The sequence below is a fragment of the Fuerstiella sp. genome (assembly GCA_022447225.1).
GTDB lineage: Bacteria > Planctomycetota > Planctomycetia > Planctomycetales > Planctomycetaceae > S139-18.
This window is the reverse complement of record JAKVAZ010000004.1, coordinates 71,015-96,418: the sequence shown is the minus strand read 5'-3', so window position 1 is coordinate 96,418 and position 25,404 is coordinate 71,015. Positions and strand designations below refer to the sequence as shown.

Here is a 25,404-nt window from a genome sequence, read left to right as displayed (position 1 = left end):
GTGGTCTGGCCATGTGCAGCGCGTCGGATAATACGGCTTTGCCGTCAGCCGCAGAATTCGCGGCTCAGATTCGAGCTCGGGCCGAGCAGGCGGCGGCTGCTTCTGTTCAGCATGCGACTCTGGCTGAATGCTATCTGGATCTGTCCGGGCAGCTGGCCACGCTGGCCGAGAAGGCTGCGACGACCTCTGTCGTCGATCTGCGGGCGGCTCTGATGAAGATTGAATCGGAGAAGACGGGGTCTGCGGAGCATGGGGTTTTACCCCTCACAGACGCATTGTTTGCACTTCAGGGAGCGGTGTCGAACCTTCATCCAGAGAATACTTCGTTGTGTGCGTCCGGTATGATGGTTGAGGCCGATTCAGAAACGCCTGGCCGTATTAGCAACCGTGATATTGCACTGCCCACCAGACCGACAGAACCGGACGAGACGGAGATAGTTTCTTCTGTGCAGAAGAATAAGCACGACAGTACATCAACACGATCTGTCGCGCAGAAGATGTCTATAAAACGCAAGGGGGCAAGTCGCGTCGGGATGAGGAAAATTGTTGAGCGGGTGCGATCTGCTCAAATTGGACCTGCTCACTCTGTGAATGTACGAGCCGGTAAGGAGGATCTGAAACCACAATCGCGCAAAGCTCTGGACGAATTCAGGAACAATCGTGGCTCTATTGCGACGAGTGTTACTTTCGTTGGACTGGTTTTGTTCATTTTGAGTCTGATCACGCTGCAGCTGGACATTGACGTTCCGCCCGTTCTGATTATGGCATCATTTTCCGATGAAATGGAAGAGATCGCAGAACCACTACTGGTCGAAATACCACAGGAAGAGCAGGGCGAACAACAGGAACAGGAACACGAATCTGAGGACCACGCTGCTCAGCCGGTACTCCAGGAAGAAACTGCGGAAGAACCGGAACCACAGACCACAATGGAAGTGGCGGGGACTTCTGTTTCTGAAGCGGAAAACCGGATCGCGGCGGCTGATGATGAATTGGGCGTAACAGACAATCGGAGTCCGGCAGGAAGACAAAAACTTCTGGAAAAGTTTGGAGGTTCGGTAGCGAGTGAGTCAGCGGTGCAACGAGGACTCAGCTGGCTGGTTTCGGTTCAGCATCCTCGGGGCTGGTGGGATTTTACTCAGGTTGGTGAAGCCGGTAACCCGGGAAGAATCAACAATCCGATCGGGGCGACGGCTTACGCTCTCATGCCGTTTCTGGCTGCGGGGCAGACACACCGAAACGGTCAGTACAGAAAACAGGTGAAGGCCGGACTGGATTTTCTTAGTCACATCGGAGTGTCTGCGCCAGCCGGGTACGACCTTCGTGGTGTGCTGAATAAGGGTAATGGCGACAAAGAACCAAACGAGGCCTACTACGTTCATGGTGCGGCGACGCTTGTGTTGTGCGAAGCATACGGTATGACCGCAGAAAAACGACTGCGCAGACCAGCTCAGGCGGCGCTGGATTTTCTGGTCAATTCTCAGGATCCTCGTGGAGGAGGATGGCGTTACCTGCCGCGGCAGCCTGGATCAACATCGGTGACAGCTCTCCAGGTCATGGCTTTGATGGCAGCGAAGAAGGCTAAGTTGAAAGTGCCTCCCAAAACGCTGGACCGAGTGATGCATTACCTGGACAGTGTGCAGGTAGACGGAGCAGGACGGTACGGATACGAAGTAGAAAAGAAAACCTACAAAGGCAGCCTGACCGCCATGGCTCTATTGTGCCGGATGTACCTCGGTTGGAGACGGGACGACGGTGATATGCGTGACGGTATCACGTTGCTGGACAAGTCCGGCCCTTACGACAATCTGTATACCACGTATTTTGCTACTCAGGTCATGCGCAACTGGGGCGGTGAAGAATGGACTCGATGGAACGCGCGAACCCGGGATGATCTGATTGCCGGTCAGGTTCTGGAGGGGCCAGGAGAAGGAAGCTGGAAACCTCGGACAGGCATGCATACCCGTTACGGTGGACGACTGCTGGAAACCAGTCTGGCCATACTCACACTGGAAGTCTACTACCGTTACAGACCAGTGCTGCCCGATGTTCACGTTGTTGCGCAACCGATGGCTGACGACTCCCTGGCGTCCAGAGACTGAATTGTCGAGTATAGGCAGTTATGTGGTAAGCCGGAGTTGAGAATTGACTCCGAGAGTCCGTCCGTGAGGAACTGTTTCTGCATCCGTTTTCAAGCCGGGGATTGGCAACTTCCGGCTTGTCGGTGCCTTTTTACACTGCAACCGTCTTATGAGAAGGCGATCAGTTGAATGACCGAAACGGTATCACTGATTCAGGTTCTGTCTACAGTCCCGGACGGCAGTAGCTGATGGATTTTGTTAAGGGCCGCCGGAGGCAGATTCACCCCGTTCACGAAGAGCCTCTGCAGAGATCAAATGGACCACTTCCTGACCAAGCCGGTCCATTTCCACGACAATTGCATCGATGCGGCCTGCAAGGAACATATAGGCTGTGAGCGCCGGGATGGCGATAAACAGGCCAATGGCTGTGGTCAACAGGGCCAGCGCAATTCCGGAAGCCAATATTTCAGCCTGACCGATCGCGTTACTGTCTGCAATATTATTGAATGCTTCAATCATTCCGGTCACGGTGCCCAGCAGGCCGATGAGAGGCATGATTGTCGCAACACCGTTGAGCACGCGGAGACGTTTCTTCAATAAGGAGACCTGTCGTTCACCACCATCCATCACGGCCTGCTCGATTTCTACGGCGGGCTTACCCCATTTCCGCACACCATGAAGAAAGATTTCAGCGACCGGACTGGCATTCTGCTGACAGACAGCAACCGCGGTCGGTTTGTCCATGCGGCCGGTTCGCAGATGCAGCAGAAACCGGTCGACAAACGCCCGTGGAATGACTCGTCGCTTTCTCAGCAGTACCAGTCGTTCAATCGCAGACCACAAGGCAACGATTGACGCAAGAACAAAAATTGCAGCAAATGAGTATCCGATCGCTTCGACAATTCCCTGCGGTGACGTCGGGACAGCTGATCTGGTCGTGGAGTCCGGGAAAACTTGAGTGACCTGGGATGGGGTTGTTGTAGACTGGGCGCAGACGAACGACTGGACATGCAGGGCTGCAAGTACCAGCACACCAGCCGCAACGTGGCGGATTTGCGGAGTGTTCATCGAGCAAAGATTTGTCAGCGATGCATGCAGAGGAAGAATATCCATTTTCGGCAACCGGGACAGTTTAGGACGGATGCTGTGATGATCAACAAACAGAAACATGACTCATTCAGCTCCATCGGAGGACGCTGTCAGCAGTACAGACCATCTGAGTTTTGCGAGCAGTCCGGCGTACTATGCTGATTGTACTCGGCCTGTCTGTTTGTGCATATTGGTCCGAATTCCACTACTTCGGCTCGCAGGTATTTGGACACCGGAATCGCAATCGTCGAGTTTGATTCGTAGACACAGGGTGTTTTGGTCCGGAATCCGAGTTACCTAATTTACAGAAAAAGTGTTTACACGGAACCCCTTGTTCTGAACGGCAGGTACGGACAGAACGTTCGCCCTGCCCGAGTACGGCTGAACATTCACGTCCAGCAGAATGTTTCCCTGTATCTGTGCGTGCTGGTAAAACTGATGCTTGGCAAAGCGGTCTTTTCCTGTTCCACACAGTCGCCCTATACTTTCGACTCTCGACTCCTTACCGAAACTGGATTGCGAAGCTTCTGATAATGGTTTGGTACGATTTTGTCATTCTGGCGATCTTGGCTTATGGCGTCTGGCAGGGAGCGGCACGTGGCCTTGTTATGCAGCTCGCCTGGATTGTTGCCATCGTGCTGTGTTTTGAGTTTGCCGACAAGCTTGCTCCGCAGATTGAGCCGCTGATCAGCGTTGAGTCATCCAGACTGAGACACTGGATTGCAATGTTCATTCTGTATCTTGGTTTTTCACTGGGAACCTTTCTGGTGGCCAGGTCTCTGAGCGGAGCTCTGGAGAAGGCAAAATTTCAGGATTTCGACCGGCAACTGGGTGGTCTGTTCGGTTTGCTCAAGGGGGCGCTGCTGTCACTGGTGATTACCTTTTTTGCGGTCACACTTTCAGACTCGTTTTCGGAGTCATTGGGGAATACCGTTGCCCGATCGCAAACCGGACACATAGCCTGTCTGATTCTGGATGAGGTTGGTCCGCTGATTCCGGAAGACGCTCATCCTGTGATCAGGGAGAGCCTGGCAGAATACAAGAAGGCGCATACGGCGATTCACAATGAAGATGGAGGAATCGAAGCGTCTCCGGAGGACTTTATTGACCAAAGGATCGGGAGTGTCCGCCGCGACGGCAGGGCACGATGGAATCACGATGATCCGGGGTTTCCGGATGAACCATCTGTTGACGGTATCCGGTCCGGGGAAGCATATGAGGCTCTGCTGGATCTACTGCCTGAGTCGATCCGAAATCGAACAAGCCTTGCCGTTTTGCGGGACCGATGGAGCCACATGACGGCGAGTGAACAGGATCGGCTGGTGACCGATCTCAAATATCAGCCTTCCACTGAAAAGACCCGTGTACTTAACAGTTTATTTGAGCCACCTCGGCGGCAGGGGGGAGGAGCTGAGTCGGTAACAGATGCCGGACTCATGGCTCGTATTGCAGATGAATATCAGGATTTTGAAGATGCGGATTTAATGATCATCCGTATCAAACAGCATCTTGATGGTCTTCCGCAGCGAATAAGGACAGCCGTCCTGGAAGACTGGTACATTGATATCACGGGCAGTGGGCGTGATCCGGATCCACGGACAGATGTCGATACGCGTATCGACGAACGCATTTTAAATCAGCTGGACCAGGCCCGAGAATCCGTTGACCGACTCACTAACTTTGATTTGCGGACTCGTCTAAAGCGTTCCCGGTAGCAGCGTACAGCGGGACGTGCAGCAGGCGGGAAACGGACGCCTGCAAATACTGAGTGAATTTTCTGTTAACCAAACATAACGGACATTATCGGACGTTGGGGGTCGTACAGAAACAGAGCTCTGTGGTCATTGAACAGGAGCTTCGCACACTGCCTGCGGTTCAACGTCGTTTCTGATTTCGATAACGCATAGACATTGATGTGTGGTCTCGAAGTCGGTCAGGAGTCAGTCGCTGTTGCTGTGTTCGAACGCTCCAATTCGGCGGTATCGCTGATAACGACGTTCGAGCAGTTCCCCGACGGCCAGTTGGTCAAGATTTTTGAGTGCGTCCAGGATACATCCCTTCAGCGTTGTGGCCGTATGACGATGGTTGCGGTGAGCACCACCAAGCGGTTCAGGAATGATTTCTTCCACAATCCCCAGCTCCAGCAGATCGGTACTTGTAAATCGCAGGGCTCGGGCAGCCTTGTCTGCATGTTTCGAATGCTTCCACAAAATTCCCGCACAGCCTTCCGGGCTGATCACCGAATAGTAGGCATTCTGCATAACGGCTACGTGATCACCAATACCGATTCCCAGTGCTCCGCCGGAACCTCCTTCACCAATCACGATACAGATGACCGGGACTTCCAAGGTTGACATCTCACGGAGATTGACAGCGATATTATACGCCTGTCCTCGTTCTTCAGCTCCCACTCCAGGATAGGCTCCCGGTGTGTCGATAAGACAGACGATCGGCAGTCCGTAACGGGATGCCATTTCCATCTTTGACAATGCTTTGCGATAACCTTCCGGATGGGCACATCCATACAGACATTCATGACGTTCTTTGAGTGTTCGCCCCTTCTGATGACCAATCATCATCACGCGACGCCCATCCAGCTTGGCGAACCCTGTCACGATTGCCCGGTCATCGCCAAATGTCTTGTCACCGTGCAGTTCAACAAACTCATCGAACAGTAACTCAAGATAGTCGGCGGTCTGAGGCCTATCCGGATGACGCGAAACCTGAACGATTTCCCAAGGGTCCAGATTATTGTAGCGTTCCCGGGTCATTCGCGTGACTTCGACGCGCATGCGCCGAATGCTGTCCTGAACTGCAGGTGAGGGATTCGGGACATCCTCGAGTCTTGCGAGCTGCTGTTCGAGTTCGCGAATCGGCTTTTCGAACGGAAGGTGATGCGTGAGTGCCATGACAATTGATTCAGTAAGCGGTCCCGGTATGACCGAGACCTGAATATGATTGGAATATAATTTGCCTGTCCCTGGCGAACATGGAAACGCTCAGGACTGACCCGATGATATTTGGCTATTCAATTTTATCCATGAGACTTCGGACGTCTTCCTCAGTTGCTTCCAGCGGTGTATTCGAATCCGGTTCCGCCGGACTCTGAGCAGTTTCCGGAGTTGTGTCCGGAGATTTGGCGGATGAAGCAGGTATTTCGCTTCCGACCGACGGAGGAGCTTCCGGTTGAACGATTTCAGTGGGCTGCTGGATCGGTCCGGTTGCCGGTGGTCCTGGATGAATTTGCCCCGGGTACGGTTGTGGGGCATAGCCGGTGAACGACGGAGGCGGATAAGGCTGACCTGGCATCGGTGGGCCGGGATACGTCTGACCAGGATACGTCATTCCGGGAACAGGCTGATTGGGATAGGGTTGCACCGGCACGGTCTGACCTGGATTTGGCATCGGTTGACCAGGGACAAACTGGCCTGGATACGGTTGCCCCGGCATACCGGGATATGGTGCCGGAGGTGCAACTGAATATTGTGCCGGAGGTGCCATTGAGGGAATCTGAGGGACTGCAGTCTGTTGAGCAGATTCCTGTGGCCTTTGTTGCTTTGCTGCAAGGTTCGAAGCCGTCGGTTTTTTCTTCTTTTTGTTCGAAACAGGAGCACGGATTCCCTTTGCTGTACGTTCTGCGTCAGCTCGACTGTCCAGCCGTTTGTCGACAGACATTGTCTGTTGTTCTTTGTCTTCGCGAGTCATACGCTCATAGAGTGTCACCGGGTCTTCGTGGAAACACTTCAGCTCACGGAATGCGACAGCAACATCCATCATGGTTTCAAATCGATCTGATGGTTTCTTTGCTATCATTTTGAGTATGAAATTTTCGGCTTCCTGGGTGAGATTAGGGTTGATTGACGAAGGTGGTGGCGGTGTTTCACTCACGTGCTTAACGAGTAGATCCGATGGGGTCGATCCTGCAAACGGCAGGCCCCCTGTCACCACTTCGAATAGTGTAATTCCGAGGCTGTACTGGTCTGTCCTTTCATCTGCCGGCTTTTTCAGGATCGTTTCAGGAGCGATATAGTTGCGGGTTCCCTGAATAACCTGTTTCCCTGAAAACAGTTTTGCAAGGCTGCTCTTCACACGGGTCGACAGGGAGAAATCGATCACTTTCACGTCCGCTGTTCTGCTCACCAGAATGTTGTCGGGCTTGATATCGCGATGAAGCCAGCCCTTTTCATGCATAAAGTGGAATGCTTCACTCAATGCCACTGCAATCCTGGAAAAGTGCGACTGTACACCCGCCAGACTGCTGGAGATATGCTGTTTCAGACTTGGGACACCGGCGAGATCCATCGTGAAGAAACCGTGGTCCCGATTCACCTCAATTTCATGGAATCTCAGAAATCCTGGATGGATCAGTGACTGTCCCACCTTGAATTCGTGTTTCAGGAGAGCCTTCTCTTCCGCAAGTTTATGTGACTCTTCCAGCAGAAGTTTCATTGCCTGTCTCACAGGCATGCCCTGCTCCGAAATTTCCCATATCTGGGTCGAATTTCCGGTTGAAATGCAGTTGTGTAATTCGAATTTACCAACCGTTAGTTGTCCCTCAGTCACATTATTCTCTTTCCTGTTGATGTAACTGCGATTCAGCTGCCAACCTGGCCCACAGATTCGTTTCCGTCCCGGTCAGCAGGTAAAGGCGATCTGTCAATGGCCGCTCGATTATCAGAATCCCGCCAATTATAGCCTGTTGGCACCAGCCTTTGCGAAGGCAATCTTTCCTGATGGGACAATCCACTTCCCGAACCAGGGAACGCCTGTGGCGAAATTATCAGTATGGTGCTGAAATTCATCATTGGAATATTTAGTCACTCAGCTGACTCGACAGAGACAAACTTTCAAATACTCGGTTTCCGGACATACGGCACTGACGGGATGGTCATTCGGCTGTCCGTGAGTCTCCAGAATCTGAATATGCCGACGGCTTTGCCGTGAAGTTTCAGCCACGATGCTGAAGAACTGGTTTCGCGAGACAAGCCCTGAGCAGTTGCAGGTCACCAGAATTCCGTCGGGTTTCAGGACATTCACACCCTGAAGATTGAGTTTAATATAGGCTCGAATCGCACGTTCGATTCCTGCACGTGTCCGCGCCATTCTTGGCGGGTCCAGAATAACGGTATCGAATTCAGTACCCTGCTGTGCGAGCTCACTCAGGACCACCCTGGCATCGCCGTTCCTGAATTCACAACGATCGGCAACTCCATTGAGTTGGGCATTAGCCGTGGCCAGATTCAGAGCTGCCGCTGACGAATCAATCCCCAGAGACTGTTTGGCTTCACCACTTCGCACAGCAGTCAGCCCGAAGGCACCCGAATAGCAGTATACATCCAGTACCCGATGTCCGCGGGTATATCGTGTCAATGCCTTTCGCGTCTGACGCTGGTCAAGATAGAACCCTGTTTTTTGCCCCTGTTGAACATCCACGCCGAACTGCAGCTCACCTTCCACAATGAACAGCGGGCGTGGTGGTTCCTGGCCTGATACCAGACGATCCGTGATTTCCAGTCCTTCCGCTTCACGCATTCCTCTTTCTGTACGCAACCAGATACCCTGAGGCTGCAGCGTCCGCTTCAGTTGTTCCAGAATCGCTTCGCGGAAGTGATACAGTGCCAGACTTGTAAACTGGACAAGAACAAATCCGTTGTACCAGTCAACAGTCAGGCCGGACAGCAGATCCCCTTCGCTGAAGATCAGCCTGCAGGCGGTACCATCTGCATCCAGTCGGCAGACAGAGCTTCGACAACTAATCGCGGCTCTGATCCGGTGACAAAGCAGATTCTCTGTAATCGTTTCCTGCTGAGTCCACGAGTACATTCGAATGCGAATGTTACTGGTTGGGTTCAGCAGTCCCCAACCAATGAATTCTCCCTGATGCGAACGTACTTGAATGGGATCTCCGGGACCGGGCTGTATTCCGTCCGCACTTTCAATACGTTCAATAGCGCCCGCAAATACCCAGGGATGACGACCAAAAAACGGTTGGGCCCGGCGTTTACGAATGATAGCTACGGGGCCCTCAGCATGGACTACATCAGACATCGATAGAACAATCTGAATCTGAGATTTCGGACTTCGAAACTGACGACGCAGGCCAACGTCATGTATTGCCGTCTGTTTGAGACCTTACGGTGTAGACAGCACTCGCTGTTCCATTTCAGCAAGATACGCCAGTAAACGGTCCCGTTCACCGGCCAGATGTCGAACTTTCAGCAGTGATCGAACGCGAGTCTTTAGCTCCAGCTGGTTCACGGGTTTTGTCAAAAAATCATCACACCCGGCAATGACTGCTTTTTCAATATCCCCCATCTCATTGAGCGCCGTCACCATCAGGACCGGGATGCCGGAAAACTCTGAATCACTTTTGAGCTGTTCGCACACTTCGTAGCCACTCATTCGTGGCATCATGATGTCCAGCAGAATCAGGTCGGGTTGCTGGTTCCGCACGACCTGCAGTGTTTCTTCGCCATCACGAGCCATCAGAATGTGGTAATCTTCTTCTGACAGATAGGCATCAAGAAGTTCGCGATTCTGATCGTTGTCATCAGCGATCAAAACCCTGGAGCCGGAGAGGTTGATTTCCAGTGCGGACATGGTGTCATCCGAAGTAAACCACGGAGCAATTCACAAAATAGCCCAACGGACTATACCTGATCCTTCGATCGCGGTTAACCCACAATATTGTATGGTTCAGTCAGCATGAAGCTGTGAACCCGGATTGAACGACATTAATTGTTGTCACAGGTGTCGGTTATGTCAGGCAGCAGTTGAGTAAGATAACGGGTGGTGTCCGGACACGCAGCAGCCTCTGTGAGACCTGGCGATTTTTGCAGCGCCAACAGTGTTCCGAGGTTTTCAGCATGGTCGATATCGTACCAAGGGGACAAAACAGAGAAACGCATCCCGGCGTGTCCTGCAGAACGGAGCGTATCCAGCAGTGTAAAAGGACTGCTCCAGCGAATATTGTTAAACAGATCACCGGGTTCACCGGCCACTCCGATAAGTACATAGCCCCCGTCAGTTGCCGGCACTGTTACCACATCGGCGATTCCGTCGTTCAGTATTCGGAATGCCTGTGTGATTCGGGACGATGGTAAGTCGGGACTGTCCGTCCCGATTAATACGGCTGGTCCCTGTCCCTGAGCTGCGGCCGTACGAAAGAACCATGCAATGCGCTCGCCTAAATTCCCCTGCGGCTGTGTCAGCAGCAGAAAATCGATGTCACTGTCGGAGTCGGACAGGTTCCGAAACCAGTTGTGTGATGTGTTAGTATCAGGCGTGATGGCGAGCCAGACCTGGTCCGCCAGGCAGGCGGTCCGTCGTACCAGATCCTGAACAAAGCATGCGTACAGTTCTGCGGCTGCCTGTTCTCCTGTATCTGCAGCCAAACGAGTTTTTGTTTTTCCAGGAGCCGGATGTCTGGCGAACATGCCCAGAATATTCACGACAAATGTTCCGGATCTGAGACATCGAATCGGCGTCGGCGTGCATCAATCAATCGCTGCAGCAGAACAGTGTCGATACGGCCACGAAACCGGACGCGATCGTCAATTTCGATCACGGGGACGCACAGTCCATGCTGTTCTTCCATTTTGCTGTCGCCGGTTATGTCTATGAATTCGATTTCCGGCATCCATGCTCCGTATAACTCCAGTATATCTGTTGCCTCTTCACAGAGCGCACAGTCTGATCTGGTAAAGAGTCGCACGCGTTCAAACACCGGATACTCTTCTCTGTTTGGATTCAGGTTCTCACTGTCGGCGTTTGTCGTCGGTGACCGATCACGAAGCAGATACAGACCTCCCAGAAAGAATCCGGCACACACCAGCAGATGCAGTGGCCGTGATCGATACCAGAATCCGGGTAACGTACGAATGGTGAGGCCGGAACGATCGATAAACATCAGCAGGCACATCGCTGCGCCCATCAACAGTAACATCGTTCCAATTCGCCTGTTCAGTTCCTGAACCTCATGTTCCCCGGGTTCATTCATTGGTGGGGTTTTCAAACTTTGGTATCTGTGTCCGGATTTGTGCCGGTGTTGCTCTTCCGCACCACCCCGACCTAACTCGTCCAGGTCAATGGATCAATGACGTGGTTCTGCGATCAGGACAGTATAACTGACCCGGCGGGATTGATGGAGCCAGTCTGCTTAAATAAACGTCAGGGGCAAATGGTGAGTCGTTCGAAGCGGCTGCTGAATTGTTCTGATGGATTTCAGATCAGAGTATATCCCAGGTTCGTCGTTTGTGGTGCCGGGGCCGAAAGTTAAAAAATGACATGTCCATTCAGCTGACCAGGCAATCTTTTTGCAAAGTAGCGCTGCTCAGCCCTCTTGTCACTGCTGAGTGATTCGATGACATCGGTGCCCGCTTCATTACCTGCTGCTGACGGGCTGTTGTCAAATACAGCAGCCACAGTTGATTCGAATGCGTGGCATGAGTGCGGTGCCACCGGCGATCAGCTGCAATTCTTGTTTCATGATCTGATGGCCGTGTTTCACGGCGGGTATGATCCGGGGCCTCGTTTCGTGTTCCGATGTGATTCGTTGTCCCGACGGAAGGTTTATAAATTAGTGGCTGGTTTCTTTGACAAATAGTTTCGCCCTGCTGGTCCCGGGATGTTCACAAGTCCCTGATTTATTGTGAGGGACGAGGCGTTTGTGATCCGGAACTGTCTTTGCAGAATTGTCGATATTCAAACCAGACATCACGCTTGCTGTGTTCAGCGGTGGTCCGGTGCCAGGTGATTCAGCGTACTCTGATCAGTTCGCGGTGTCTTCTCGAAAGACTTAAGTTCAGAAAGCGGGTTTTATGCTGCGGAGTGTCTGTAAATTTCGAGCTAGAGTTGACTTTCCTTCTCCAAACATCGCCAGGGTTTGTCCTGTTGATGATCCTGAGACCAAATCGAATTCATACAACAGTTACAAATGATTCAATCAACACGACTGTCTGTGGTAATGCTTTACCGTCCGGCTCTGGCTGGAATCTGTACTCTGGTTTTATTGACGGCACCACAAACAGTGTTCGGACGGGAACGCCTCCTCCGAATTCACAGTCCTACGGAAGTGTACACCGGGAAAATTGTCTCCCTTAGCAAAGCTCGTTGTACTCTGATGGACCGGCAGGGACGACTGATTGATCTGGACGTTTCGAAACTCAAAAGAATGGAGTGTCTGGCAGATCGCTACAAGCCGGCATCTGTAGCCACGTTCCGATCGGAATTGACTGAAGAATTCGGCCGACGATACGAAGTCAGCGGTACGACGCATTACCTTGTGTGTGCTCCTCGGGGGCACGCCGAACGGTATGCCGCTTTCTTCGAACACATCTATCGGGATGTAGAAGAGTTCTATCGTGTCAGAGGTTTCCGTATTGTGAAACCGGATGTGCCGCTTGTCGCAGTAGTGTTCGGGACACAAAATGAATTTTTTCGCTATTGCGTCAGAGACAAGGTTCCGCCGCGTGCCGGACTGATGGGATATTACTCTTTGGTTTCCAATCGAGTTGCGTTGTTCGACGCCGATGATAGCTTCAGATTTGCGGCTGCAGAGACCCGGTCGGGAAATTCTGCACTCGTCGGGCTGTCGGGTATTACCGGGCAGACCGCCAGTACGATGGTTCACGAAACGATCCATCAGGTCGGTTACAACATTGGAATTCACAAACGCCTTGGTGAAACACCACTGTGGATGGTTGAGGGGATGGCCACTGTGCTGGAACCGTCCGGGATGCGGGACCGTCGTAACCGACAGGCATCAAGTCAGCGTGTTAACCCGGAACGCAGTGACTGGTTTCGGAATCGTTATCGCCCTCAGCGCCCTGCGGGGTCACTGGCAGAGTTGATTGCGACAGACAGTCTGTTTCAGAGACAGACACTGAGTGCCTACAGTGAAGCGTGGGCCCTGACCTTTTTCCTTTTGGAAAATCCGTCACGTCGTCGGCAACTGGCCACGTATCTCCGAAAACTATCTGAACGTGACGTGACGGAGAACTATCCTGCAAAACATCGTCTGGCAGATTTTCAGTCTGTTTTTGGTGATATCGCCCGCGTTGAAATCGAATTCCTTCGGTACATGGATCGCCTTTAGGGCAGGCTCGGATAACTGGTCGCGAATGTCTTCATTCGCTCGTGTAATCAGTGCCGCATGTGTGATGAAACGGTTAGTGAGGGGTAGCGGAAAGTTCAGTAACATTCGCACGTGAATCGGTTTGTGGTGTATTGCCCCTTCTCAGGTCGAATGATTCTGCCAAAGCGTGATCTCCATATCGACCCGATTCTGAATATTAATTATGCTCGGTTCAGATGTTGCACTGCGGAAGACGTTTGTTGCTGTGCTTCCGAAGCAATGCTTCAGAATCGACCACTGTGTCAGCCTGTGCTGTTTGACCGTCGACAGAAAACTTCGTTCCAGCACAGCCATCGAAATCAGGATTTCCGACTTTGTTCTCAGGACAATGCGACATGGAAGATCTGCATGTGCGACGGCAGTTTCGGACAACATGGCTGCGATTTGCCGGTTGCTCGTTTTTCATACTGTCGACCGCCTTTGCCGCAGAGGATGAAGCTGAAAAAACCGGTGCCGGTCCGGTGGAGATGCCGTTGTCAGTGCGAATTGATCCTGATCAATTGACCAGGCTGAAATGTCGCATCGTGATCAACGGAACGCTTACGACGCCTTCCCCCGGCGGTTTCCGTCACTGGGAACTGAACTCCGGTGCAGATTTCGAATTTGTTCAGCGTCAGCTGTCTTCGGAACTCACGGGGCCCCCGGCGTTACGGGCAGTTCGACAGTACCAACAGGCAGCCATGATGGTCCGTGTTGGCAAAGATCATCAGACACAAACCGCCCTGCCCTTTCATAAATCAGTGATTTATATTCGAGGTAACGATGGTGGATTTGATGTCGCAGCAGCAACTCAACCACTGTCACGCGCTCAGTTTGATCTGCTCCGGATGCCTGGAGATCCGCTGTCCTGCCGTGCACTGCTACCTTCACGGAATGTCAGCGTTGGCGAAAAATGGAATACGGATCCGTGGGTACTGCCCTGGATCACCGGACTTGAGGCGGTCACAGATCAAACGTTGTCCTGTGAGCTCCAGTCACTCGTTGGTGATACTGCACTCATTCACATAACAGGTAAAGCCGATGGTGCTTCACTGGGGTCTGCCAGCAGTGTGGAATTTGACGGTACACTGACGTTTGATGTTGTCAGTCGGATGTTGACTGAGTTTAAGTGTCAGATGAAGGAGAAAAGAACACCTGGTCCTGTCAGACCGGGTGCAGATGCTTCGGTAGAGATCGTATGGAGCCAAACGGTCGCGGAAGATGTGCCAATTCCTCTGGATCTGCCCGAATCGCTGTTCGAACGTCCGCTGGTGCTGAAGACACCGTGGAATTTAAGCCTTAACCACAGTTCGGAATGGCATGTCTTTAATCAGACCGATTCGGTCATCATGCTCAGACAAATTCGAAACGGTGCTTTGGTCTCGCAATGCAATATTTCAGCCGCAGTTGTCATGCCCCCGGGCCAGCATACTCCGGACCCGGATTTTCGATCTGATGTTGAAAAAGCCATCCGGTCGCGAGCCGGCCGGATTGTGGCGGAGAACACGGTACGGAGCGTTAACGAATGGCGTATTCGCCACGTTCAGGCTGCCGGGAATGTGAATGATGTGGAACTTGTGTGGGATTATTATCTTTGTACATCAGCTTCCGGACACCAGTTTTCTCTGCTGTTTTCACACAGCGCGAAGGACATAAAGTCGTTTGGTGACGAAGCCGAAAGGTTGCTCAGCAGTCTGTCTCTGGTTCGGCAACGTCCGGCCCTGCCTTTCCGCTAACAGAAATCTTCGCTCCTGTCCTTCCCCTCGGGACACGACGATTCGCCGGCCGGTGACATTTGTACCTGCTGAGACGGTGCCGGGACGCATGTTTAAACGGCGAAACACCTTGCGGCCGGGGAAGCCTCTGGTCTAGGATTTAAGGCAATCACCGATAAGTGATCACGGGAACTCGGTCCATCGGCAACTGTCTTCGACGGACATCCGGCTGTTCCAGTGGTGCTGGTGACCTGACAAAACCAATGAACAGCATCGGGGTTATTGCTTTCAGTATTCGATACAGCGAACGCCTCGCAGTCAGAGATCCGTCATTCCGACAAGGAATCCAACATGCTAATTCCATCTGTCCGCCGACTCTTACTTCTCTGCGGCACTGCCACGCTCGCCGGCTTTGCACTGGCCGGCGAGCCGATTTCTCTAAGCAGCAACGATGGAACCACTGCAAAACTGGTAGCCCGGATGGTGGAGTCACGTCACATCGCTCACCCGGAGATCAACGATGAATTATCGAGGCGGCTGCTGCACCGGTACGTTGATGCATGGGACCCTCAGAAACTTTATTTCCTGCAGTCTGATATCGACGACTTCAGTCGAAATATGTCTGACCTGGACGATCAGATTGAATCGGGCAACCTCGACTTCGCAACTCTGGTTTTTGAACGCGTTCGCAAACGTATGCACGAACGTGCTGAAACAATTTCTCAACAGATTGACGCAGAGCACGACTTTGGCGTTGATGAGGAGATGATAACCGACCCGGATGATCTGGACTGGGCTGCTTCAGTTGAAATCCTTAATGAACGATGGCGCAAACGAATAAAATTTGATCTTCTGATGCTCAAACTGGATGACACAGATCTGGATGAGGCACGAAAACGGCTGCACAAACGTTACAAACGCAGCCGCAGTTTTCTGGACCAGACTGAAGGACACGAAGTTCTTGAGCAATACCTTTCGTCGATGACACATTGTCTGGATCCGCATTCCAGCTATATGTCGCCGCAGACCCTGCAGGACTTTAAGATTGTTATGTCTCAAAAGCTTGAAGGGATCGGAGCTCGGCTGAGATTCGACGACGGTTATACGCTGGTTGAAGAAGTCATTGACGGTGGAGCAGCTGCCGACGACGGTCGGCTGACCAAGGGAGACAGGATCATTGGTGTAGATCCTGACGGGCCAAATAAACCGGGAGAACTCATTGATGTTGTCGAGATGAAACTTACGAAAGTCGTCGACTACATTCGCGGTAAATCGAATACTGAAGTCACGTTGCAGGTGCGCAAAGAAGCGGGAGGGACTGAAGAGTATGTGCTGACTCGACAGACCGTGCAGATCGAAGATCAGGATGTCGAAGGTAAAATTATTGAAACCAACAACTGGTTTGAAGGTCGCCAGGAAAAAATCGGCATTATCAACATTCCGTCGTTCTATCGTGATTTCAGCGGAGCTTCCAGTGGTGGACTGTTCAAAAGCACCAGTCGTGACGTACGAAGGGAGCTTGTTCGGTTCAGGAAAGAGGGTGTCGATGCACTCATTGTTGATCTTCGCTGGAATGGTGGAGGAGCGTTGACGGAGGCTGTGGAGGTGACGGGGCTGTTCATTCCTCAGGGACCTGTGGTCCAGGTTCGCGAGCCAGGCAACACGGAAAAGATTCTGGAAGACGAAGACCCTGAGATGTACTGGCGTGAGCCGATGATCGTGGTCTGTAATCGATTGTCTGCATCCGCTTCTGAAATTTTTGCCGGAGCAATCAAGGACTACCGACGAGGTCTCGTCGTTGGAGACCGTACGACGCACGGAAAAGGGACTGTGCAAAACGTTATGCCCGTGACCGCCAGTCTGTTTGGCGGCCAGCGAGGTGCCCTTAAACTGACGATCAGCAAATTCTATCGGGTAAACGGCGACAGCACCCAAACACGGGGGGTCATCTCTGATGTGATTCTGCCGTCTGTGCTGGATCATCGGGACATCGGTGAAGATTCCCTGGATAATGCGCTGGCCTTCGACAGGATTAGTCATGCGGGCTACAGGCCTTACAGCAGCTTTCTCAACGACAGTATGAAGGAAAAGCTTGCGGTGCGAAGTGGAAAGCGGGTTGAGACAGACAAAGAGTTTAACCGTCTCAACAAAGCAATCGCACGATATGAAGAACGAAAGAAACGTAAAACAATTTCGCTTAATGAAGAGACGCTTCGTCGCGAAGAAGAGGCGATCAAACGGGAGCAGAAAGAACAGGAAGAAATGATCAGGAAAGCCAGTGGCGCGAGTGACGAAGACTCAAAGGACATATTCAAAGATGACTTTTACAATCGAGAACTGATGCAGATCACGCTGGATTATCTGAAGATGCGAAATACGCTTCGTACTGTGAATCGCTGAGATTTCCGACTGTTCTGAAATTTTTGTATCTTGGAATGGCCGGGACAGCTGACAGCTGTCCCGGCCATTTTTTCACGGGGTAGCGGAGATCGTTCCGGACAGAGAATGTGTGTAGCGGAGATCGCCTCCATGGGATCCGTGAAATGGCTCAGGTGACGGTGGGGATCTGACTGCCGAGAGAGGAGAATGATCCGCTGACGGGAACCGAGGATTTATGATCAATAAGCCGCAGTTACGGTGTCCGAGTTACTACTGCGGCAGGGGATTCATTGAGAAAACTGTGCCGGGTCAGAGTATACTGATTACTCTAAAGCCCTGTGTTTGGACCGCACAAATTGAGTCTCTTTGACGGTACGGGTATTTGTAGTGCGCAGTCGGCGACAGCGCGCGGTGTTTGTCAGCACTGTGAGACCTCCACTCCGACCGAAATGCTTCGCATTTCCTGGATTCTGGATGGATTCTGTGGCTGACTTTGGCCCTGACATGACCGCTGAACTACGATTCGAATCATGCCGATCATAGATGTTCAGAAGTTGTGTCGCACGTATAAGGTCTATCGCAAGAGCGAAGGCGTGATGTCTGCTGTGCGGGGGTTGTTTCATCGGGAACATCGTGAAGTTCACGCGGTCAGAGATGTCAGCTTTCAGATCGAAGAAGGCGAAATGCTGGCGTTTTTGGGACCCAATGGAGCCGGCAAGACAACGACTCTGAAACTGCTCTCCGGAATCATTGTGCCTACTTCCGGGACAGCAACCGTCATGGGCCATGTGCCTTGGAAACGGGAGAATGCGTATCGCCGACGTTTTTCCCTGGTGACGGGGCAAAAGGAACAATTGTGGTGGGACCTTCCGGCTCAGGAATCGTTCCGACTGCACAAAGAAATATATCGTATCGCAGAAGATGACTATCGTCTGCGAATGGAAGAATTGACTGCTCTCATGGATGTTCAGGATCTGATCGCTCAGCCTGTGCGTGAACTGTCGCTTGGGGAGCGGATGAGAATGGAACTCATCGCTGCCCTGCTTCACCGCCCTGATGTTTTGTTTCTGGATGAACCGACAATCGGGCTGGATGTTATCAGTCAAAGAAGTGTGCAGAAATTTCTGCGAACCTACCAGGCCGAACAGCGGATCACAGTGATTCTCACCAGCCACTATATGAAAGACATTGAAGCGCTCTGTGATCGGGCGGTTGTCATTAACCGAGGTTCGGTGATCCATGATGGACCGGTGGCGGAAATCGGTGACCGGTTTAGCCAGCACAAAATCGTAGAGCTCCATTTTGCCGACGGCTGCATCCCTGACGGCATTGCGCAGTTTGGTGACGTGCTGGAAGACCGTTCACCTATGGTTCGGCTGCAGATCCCTAAACAGGAAGTCTCAAATTCCCTGTCACGTATACTGGCGGAGTATCATGTTGATGACGTGAGTGTTTCTGAACGTCCTCTGGAAGACGTGATTGCCGAGTTGTTTTCGTTTGAGAACGGAAACGGCAATGACAGCGAATAACCTCATCTCCCGCTCGACAGAGACTCACACGTTGTTTGACTCCCTGTCTTGGTGGTTTCGGCTGAAGTGGCTCATTCTGCGGACCGCGATGGAAGAACGGATGGTCTATCGCGGCGATTTTGCCTTTGCCACACTCGTTCGGTTTTTGCCGATCGTTACACAGATCTTTTTATGGGGAGCCATCTTCGCCGGTGACACAGTCGGAGTACTTCAGGACTATCGCTATGCGGATATGGTCGCTTATTTTCTGCTGGTGATGGTGGCACGCGCGTTTTCCAGCATGCCGGGTCTGGCAACCGGGATTGCGGAATCGATTCGTAACGGATCAGTCCGCAAGTATCTGCTGCAACCTGTGGATATGCTGGACTACCTGTTCTGGCACCGCGTGGCCCACAAACTTGTCTATTATGTTGTAGCCGCCGGACCGTTTGCTCTCGTCTTCTGGCTTTGCCGCAACTATCTGCCGGGCTGGCCATCCGGCATAGTGGTCACAGCGTTCGTGATCTCACTGCTGTTTGGGTTCGTAATCGGATTTCTGATTGAATCCTTGATCGGACTGATTGCGTTTTGGTTTCTGGAAGTGAGCTCTCTGATTTTTATATTCATGATGCTCAACTATTTTTTGTCGGGGCACATGATTCCACTGGAGTGGATTGACAGCTGGATCCCCTGGGTGCATTACCTGCCTCTCAGATATCTGGCGTATTTCCCAGCAGCTGTGCTGCTGGGACGGATTCCCGAAGCGGACCTCCCGGGAGAAATCGCAGTCCAGACAGTCTGGGTTGTTGTGTTGCTGGCAGCCAACCGAGCGGCTTTTCACTACGGCGTACGCCGATATGGAGCGTTTGGTGGATAGAGCATCTGATACGTCGATGGTTACGATTACTCCTGAACGGGTTCCGGATCATTTCCGCAAGGCCGACTCTAAGCTGACAGTAACGCATGTCGCGCCACCACATCAGGTCGAACGTCTGACGGATTCGTTATTTGTCGTTGCCTGGATCGCGAATTTCCTTTTAGTGACGGCCAATGCTGCGCTCTTCATTTTTGCGGACTGGATTGCATGGCTGGCGACATCGAATCAGTCCGGAGCGGCGATCATCTATCAGGAAGAGCTCCCGGGCCGAATCATTCAGACCGGACTTATCGCAGCGATTATTGCTCGACTGTTTCTGGGGCGGACGATCGATCGGTTTGGCGTTCGTCGCGTCTGGATCGTATTGTCAGTTTCCACGCTGATCGGCAGCATCATCTTTGCCGGTGTGGCAGCCGTGTCCCCTGTCCTGTATGCAGGTCGGGTACTGTATGCCGTCGGTGTGTCCGGTATGTTCACCTGCAGCGCATTCCACATGCAGGCCTGTGTGGCCGAACATCGGCGTACAGAGTTCCTTGGACTGCTTGGATCCAGCGGGTTTATTGGAATGATTCTTGGCACGCAGCTCATTGACGGACTGAAGTGGCTGACCGATGGCAGCCAGATCTATTTTGGGTATGCGTTTCTGGTGGTAATCGTATGCAATGCCACTTATCTGACGTTGGTCTGGGTATTAACAAAGGACTTTCCCAGGCCATCAAGCGAAATACGTCCTTCGTTGCTGCGACTGATGAAGGACTACTGGCCTGGTCCTGTTGTGCTGGTTGCAATGGCGATCGGGCTGGTGTTTACGGTGCCGAGTCTTTACCTGGTTCGTTTCAATCGTTATGCAGGACTTGGCGGGATTGCCGGCTATTGGACGGCGTACGCACTGTCTGCGTTCGTGTTGCGAATCGTAACTGTGCAGCTGAGTCAGAAGGTTGGACGTTATCGACTGATTACGGTTGGCCTGCTGGCACAGGGGACTGGTTTGCTCACGATTATTCCTGCAACTCAGTCATGGCATCTGATCATGTCTGCAGTCATTTGTGGTTTGGGACATGCTCTGTTGTTTCCTTCAATTGTGTCGCTGGGATCGGACCGATTTCCTGCCGAATATCGCGGGAGCGGTACAAATCTGACGTTGGGCTTCATGGATCTGGGTACCGCAATTTCAGCACCACTGCTGGGCCGAATCATAGACCTGGCCGTGTTCGATCGGGCCGGATATCCGCAGATGTTCTTTGTGGCCGGTGTGACTGCGCTCGGCCTGGGTCTGGTTTGGGAAACATGGCACTGGGGCCGATTTGACGGAGAAATTACTCAAGGACAGAACGGGGCCCGCTCAGCGACGTAAAGCACATTATTCCAAAACGCTCTTCAGCTAACGGAAGATCATTTTATGCCGGACATTAATGCCAGTGCTGCCATTCGACGCGTCCTGGAACTCATCGCGATTTCGGGCGCAAGCGGTTCAGAAACGCAGGTCAGTGCCTGCATTCGGAAGGCACTAACATCGGCAGGGTTATCCGAGTCTGCGATCACGGTCGACACAGCTAATCGCCGCAGTCCGATTGGCGGAGCCACCGGTAATCTGATCGTCAGACTCAAAGGCACAAAACGCGCGCCTCGTCGACTTCTGATGGCACATATGGATACGGTACCTCTGGCAGTCGGCAGCGAACCTGTACGGGAGGGAAACTGGATCAGGCCCGGATCATCGGACACCGCGCTGGGTGGCGACAACCGTGCCGGCTGTGCTGTTATCCTGACGGCGATGCTGGAAATATTGAAACAAAAGATCGATCACCCGCCTTTAACACTGTTGTTCACTGTTCAGGAAGAAGTCGGCCTTTGCGGCGCACGCCATGTGACGGCCGGAAAGCTGGCTAAGCCGCAACTTTGCTTCAACTGGGACGGACAAGATCCGGCGAGCCTGGTCATTGGTGCTGTGGGAGCCACAAACGTCACCGTGAAAATTGACGGGATTGCCAGTCATGCCGGTGTGCATCCGGATGAAGGAGTCAATTCTGCGATTGTTGCATCACTTGCGTTGTCTGACTTACACCAGAATGGCTGGCACGGACTGGTCGCGAAAGGCAAACGCCGGGGAACGTGCAACGTTGGGGCCGTTCATGGTGGTTCGGCAACCAATGTCGTAATGCCGGAAGTTGTTCTGGAGGCGGAAGCACGTAGCCACAGTTCAGGATTTCGGGATCGCATTGTGCGGGAAATTCACCGGGCTTTTGAGCGGGCGACCAGGCGTGTCAGAAACACACGGGGACAGACCGGTCGACTCACGATCAGAGATGACTCAAGATACAATGCGTTCAGGATTTCCCCAAAGGCAGACAGTGTTCGGACGGCTGCCAGGGCCGTGAAGGCGGCAGGCCTGATGCCTCAAACCGTAGTGAGCAATGGAGGGCTGGATGCCAACTGGATGACAGCCCACGGTTTCCCTACTGTCACACTGGGCTGTGGGCAGCACCAAATTCACACTGTGAACGAACGGTTGAACATTTCTGAATATCTCAGTGCATGCAGCATCGCTTTGTCCATTGCCGTGGCCGAGTGAGAGATAGTGTTGACAATGTGTATACCTGTTCGAGACCGTTCACCGGCAAAGTTCCCTTTTTCTGCAATGAATTCCAGAGACAGCGATGTCGGCTGGATTGGGACTGGGGGGACTGTCAACATAGTATTGGTTCTCTATCGCGTCCGATTTTCGGGTAACTTTCATGCAGCAAGAGTATCAGACGTATTACGCAGATCTGCGGCAGCGTGTGGACTCGAGTCTGAGTCAACAATTCAGCAGTGTCGCAATCCCGGAACCGCTGCGTCAGGCCGTATGCTATAGTCTGGCAGCACCGGGTAAGCGTCTGAGACCGGTGCTTGTGCTGATGGCCGTCGATGTCTGCAGGGGAATGGTCGACGACGGATTGCCGGCCGCCTGTGCTGTTGAAATGATCCACACGTATTCACTGATCCATGACGATCTTCCGGCGATGGACGATGACAGCCTCCGTCGTGGAATTCCCACAAGTCATGTTGTCTACGGAGAAGCACTCGCGATTTTGGCTGGTGACACACTTTTGACTCACGCGTTTGCCTCACTGGCCGGGTCTGCAGCAGCACCTGAAATTACCGGCGATTGCCTCAGGATTCTGTCCTCAGCTGCCGGCGGCGCCGGAATGCTGGGGGGACAGGTTCTGGACCTGTCGGCGGAACGTGGCCCTTTTCCTGGCGTTGAGACGTTCGGAAAAGTCGAAAAAACAGAACAAAACGGTTCGTTCACCAGTCTGGCTGCGGATAGTAGAGTAGCAGATAATCAGAATCGCATTGCGGAACCGCCCACCATTGGCCATGCGGATGACTTAGAAAAACTGATGCAGATTCACCGCATGAAGACGGGGGCTCTGATTACTGCGTCTTTGGAACTCGGAGCAGCCGTGGTTCAGGCAGATCCTGATATCCGATATCGATTGCGGACGTACGGTGAGTGCTGTGGACTGGCGTTTCAAATTGCGGATGATCTTTTGGACGTAACCGGCTGCGGGGCTAAGCTGGGAAAAGAAACAGGACGAGATCGTGAACTTGGAAAGCTCACGTACCCCGGGGTGCTGGGGGTTGAGGGAAGTCGTCGGAAAGCAGCTGAGCTGATTGATAAGGCGTGTGGCTGTCTGTCAGTATTTGAGGAGCGAGCCGAACCGCTTCGACAGCTGGCTCAGTTTATCGTTGAAAGAGACCATTGATGCCATTTGAGATTCTCAGTGAGATCGAATCTCCCGTTCAACTGCGCTCCATGGATGACGCCCGGTTGAACCAGCTGGCTGATGAGATCCGGGAAGCGCTGATCACTGTTGTTGCAGACCGTTCTGCGCACTTTGCCAGTAATCTGGGCGTGGTGGAACTGTGCATTGCGCTGCACCAGGTTTTTGACTTTTCCAAAGATCGACTCATTTGGGATACCGGCCATCAGATTTATCCTCATAAACTGGTCACCGGACGATTCAGCGAGATGAAAACCATCCGTCGTCGTGGCGGTTTGATGGGGTATCCGAACCCGGCAGAAAGTCTTTATGACCTTTTCATGACCGGTCATGCAGGCTGCAGCATATCCTGCGTACTGGGACTTAAGGCCGCAGACGATCTGATTTCAAAGGACGGAAGAAAATCGGTTGCTGTGATTGGTGACGGTGCACTGCCATCCGGTATCGTGTTCGAAGCGATGAACAATGCAGCCGGTCTGAACAAAGACCTGCTGGTGATTCTCAACGACAACAAAATGGGTATCTGCCCTCGCGTCGGTGGCATTGCGAGTTATCTGGACAAGGCACGAGTTGCACCGTTTTACAACGGACTCAAACGTGACGTCTCCTGGATTTTAAACAAGGTTCCGGTTGTCGGTGAATCTGTTGAACACGTTTTCGGGCAGTTCAAAGACGCGATGAAAACTTTTTTTCATGGCGGTATGCTTTTTGAGGAACTGGGGTTTCGCTACATCGGTCCGGTTGACGGGCATGATATTTCATCTCTGCGGCGGTACATGAATCTGGTCAAAGACGTTAAGGGCCCTGTCCTTCTTCACGTCCTCACAGAAAAAGGCCATGGATTCGAGCCGGCCTGCAGGGATCCGGTGAAATTTCATACGCCGGCACCGTTTCACCGCGACGGAAACAATGAAATTGTTTCTGTGCAAACACCTTCCACAGAGGCATACACTGATGTTGTATCCTCTGCAATTCACGATGCGATGGCTCAGGACACTCGTGTTTGTGTGCTCACCGCAGCAATGTGTGCCGGAAACAAGCTGGAGAGGCTGAGAAGCGACTTTCCTGATCGATTCTTTGACACAGGGATCTGCGAAGGTCATGCCGTGGCATTTGCCGCAGGAATGGCGAAGTCAGGGATGAAACCGATTGTTGACATTTACAGCACGTTTCTTCAACGCAGTTTCGACCAGATCTTTCAGGAAGTGGCTTTGCAGAATCTTCCCGTGGTTTTCTGTATGGACCGAGCCGGACTGTGCGGACCGGACGGTCCCACGCACCATGGAGTATTTGACCAATCGTATCTGCGCGTTTTTCCGAATATGGTTGTCATGGCTCCCGGGGATCGGGAAGACATTGCTCACATGATCAACTTTGCCTTAAAGCACGACGGTCCGGTTTCAATTCGCTATCCAAAGGCAGGGACAACCACAGTACAGCGGGAAGTCGAAGAGGTCGAACTGGGAAAATGCGAGCCCATTCGGTGGGGCCGCGACGGAAATATTCTGGCTCTTGGTGCGCTGCTGCCCGAAGCCGTCAAGGCTGCCGATCAACTGCAGCAGGACGGTTTGGACGTTGGAGTCGTTAATGCGAGGTTTGTGAAACCGATCGATTCAGAAATGGTTCTTCAGGCTGTGGAAACCGGATTTGTGCTGACACTGGAAGAAAATACCGTGATGGGCGGGTTTGGAAGTGCAGTGCTGGAAGCAGCCAGTTCAGCGGGTATTTCAACCGAACGAATCCATGTCGCGGCAATTCCTGACAGCTTTATTGAACACGGAGACCGAACCGACCTGCTAGCAGATCTGCAGCTTGATTCTGAGGGCCTGCGACAGCGTGTGCTTGCGATGGCAGGAAATCTGGCTGTTGGTTAA

General features: G+C 52.5%; 18 protein-coding genes. 11 read left to right on the top strand and 7 right to left on the bottom strand.

Annotation, left to right across the window (positions count from 1 at the left end):
• Window positions 1-11 precede the first annotated feature (11 nt).
• Window positions 12-2,102, top strand: a complete 2,091-nt coding sequence (locus MK110_04175; GenBank protein MCH2210473.1) for a terpene cyclase/mutase family protein — start codon at window positions 12-14, stop codon at window positions 2,100-2,102.
• 237 nt (window positions 2,103-2,339) lie between these two features.
• Here the strand turns inward: MK110_04175 and MK110_04170 are convergent, their stop codons facing one another.
• The gene (locus MK110_04170; GenBank protein ID MCH2210472.1) at window positions 2,340-3,194 is read right to left on the bottom strand and encodes a MotA/TolQ/ExbB proton channel family protein; all 855 of its coding nucleotides are present in this window, start codon (window positions 3,192-3,194) and stop codon (window positions 2,340-2,342) included.
• A 509-nt stretch (window positions 3,195-3,703) separates the two neighbouring features.
• Between MK110_04170 and MK110_04165 the strand changes: the two genes are divergently transcribed.
• On the top strand, window positions 3,704-4,885 hold the full coding sequence (locus MK110_04165) for a CvpA family protein (GenBank protein MCH2210471.1): 1,182 nt from the start codon (window positions 3,704-3,706) through the stop codon (window positions 4,883-4,885).
• 225 nt (window positions 4,886-5,110) lie between these two features.
• Here MK110_04165 and MK110_04160 read toward each other — a convergent pair whose 3' ends face one another.
• The 6 genes from MK110_04160 to MK110_04135 all read right to left on the bottom strand — a co-directional run bounded on the left by MK110_04160 (window position 5,111) and on the right by MK110_04135 (window position 11,169).
• Complete coding sequence (locus MK110_04160) at window positions 5,111-6,079, bottom strand: acetyl-CoA carboxylase carboxyltransferase subunit alpha (GenBank protein ID MCH2210470.1); 969 nt, start codon at window positions 6,077-6,079, stop codon at window positions 5,111-5,113.
• Window positions 6,080-6,194: 115 nt separating this feature from the next.
• Window positions 6,195-7,637, bottom strand: a complete 1,443-nt coding sequence (locus tag MK110_04155; protein MCH2210469.1) for a protein kinase — start codon at window positions 7,635-7,637, stop codon at window positions 6,195-6,197.
• A 354-nt stretch (window positions 7,638-7,991) separates the two neighbouring features.
• Complete coding sequence (locus MK110_04150; protein ID MCH2210468.1) at window positions 7,992-9,218, bottom strand: class I SAM-dependent rRNA methyltransferase; 1,227 nt, start codon at window positions 9,216-9,218, stop codon at window positions 7,992-7,994.
• Between the two features lie 84 nt (window positions 9,219-9,302).
• Window positions 9,303-9,770 (bottom strand): response regulator, encoded by a 468-nt coding sequence (locus MK110_04145; GenBank protein MCH2210467.1) that lies wholly within the window; start codon window positions 9,768-9,770, stop codon window positions 9,303-9,305.
• Between the two features lie 134 nt (window positions 9,771-9,904).
• On the bottom strand, window positions 9,905-10,621 hold the full coding sequence (locus MK110_04140; protein ID MCH2210466.1) for a TIGR04282 family arsenosugar biosynthesis glycosyltransferase: 717 nt from the start codon (window positions 10,619-10,621) through the stop codon (window positions 9,905-9,907).
• Entirely contained in the window at window positions 10,618-11,169 is a 552-nt protein-coding gene (locus tag MK110_04135) for a glutaredoxin family protein (GenBank protein ID MCH2210465.1), read from the bottom strand. Before MK110_04135 ends, MK110_04140 begins: the two co-directional genes overlap by 4 nt.
• A 936-nt stretch (window positions 11,170-12,105) precedes the next feature.
• On the opposite strand from MK110_04135, the gene MK110_04130 reads away from it, so the two are divergent.
• From MK110_04130 to dxs, 9 genes are all read left to right on the top strand, one after another.
• Window positions 12,106-13,266 carry a DUF1570 domain-containing protein gene (locus MK110_04130; protein MCH2210464.1) on the top strand — a complete coding sequence of 387 codons (1,161 nt, stop codon included), beginning with the start codon at window positions 12,106-12,108 and terminating at the stop codon, window positions 13,264-13,266.
• 374 nt (window positions 13,267-13,640) lie between these two features.
• Window positions 13,641-15,020, top strand: a complete 1,380-nt coding sequence (locus MK110_04125; GenBank protein ID MCH2210463.1) for a hypothetical protein — start codon at window positions 13,641-13,643, stop codon at window positions 15,018-15,020.
• Window positions 15,021-15,350: 330 nt separating this feature from the next.
• The gene (locus tag MK110_04120; protein ID MCH2210462.1) at window positions 15,351-17,399 is read left to right on the top strand and encodes a carboxy terminal-processing peptidase; all 2,049 of its coding nucleotides are present in this window, start codon (window positions 15,351-15,353) and stop codon (window positions 17,397-17,399) included.
• Between the two features lie 509 nt (window positions 17,400-17,908).
• The gene (locus MK110_04115) at window positions 17,909-18,907 is read left to right on the top strand and encodes an ATP-binding cassette domain-containing protein (protein ID MCH2210461.1); all 999 of its coding nucleotides are present in this window, start codon (window positions 17,909-17,911) and stop codon (window positions 18,905-18,907) included.
• On the top strand, window positions 18,894-19,763 hold the full coding sequence (locus MK110_04110) for an ABC-2 family transporter protein (protein MCH2210460.1): 870 nt from the start codon (window positions 18,894-18,896) through the stop codon (window positions 19,761-19,763). Before MK110_04115 ends, MK110_04110 begins: the two co-directional genes overlap by 14 nt.
• A complete protein-coding gene (locus tag MK110_04105; protein MCH2210459.1) occupies window positions 19,756-21,117 on the top strand; it encodes an MFS transporter in 1,362 nt (453 codons plus the stop codon). Before MK110_04110 ends, MK110_04105 begins: the two co-directional genes overlap by 8 nt.
• Window positions 21,118-21,162: 45 nt before the next feature.
• Window positions 21,163-22,335, top strand: coding sequence for a M20/M25/M40 family metallo-hydrolase (locus tag MK110_04100; protein ID MCH2210458.1), 1,173 nt, complete (start codon window positions 21,163-21,165; stop codon window positions 22,333-22,335).
• 163 nt (window positions 22,336-22,498) lie between these two features.
• A complete protein-coding gene (locus MK110_04095) occupies window positions 22,499-23,512 on the top strand; it encodes a polyprenyl synthetase family protein (GenBank protein MCH2210457.1) in 1,014 nt (337 codons plus the stop codon).
• The gene (dxs, locus tag MK110_04090) at window positions 23,512-25,404 is read left to right on the top strand and encodes a 1-deoxy-D-xylulose-5-phosphate synthase (protein ID MCH2210456.1); all 1,893 of its coding nucleotides are present in this window, start codon (window positions 23,512-23,514) and stop codon (window positions 25,402-25,404) included. Before MK110_04095 ends, dxs begins: the two co-directional genes overlap by 1 nt.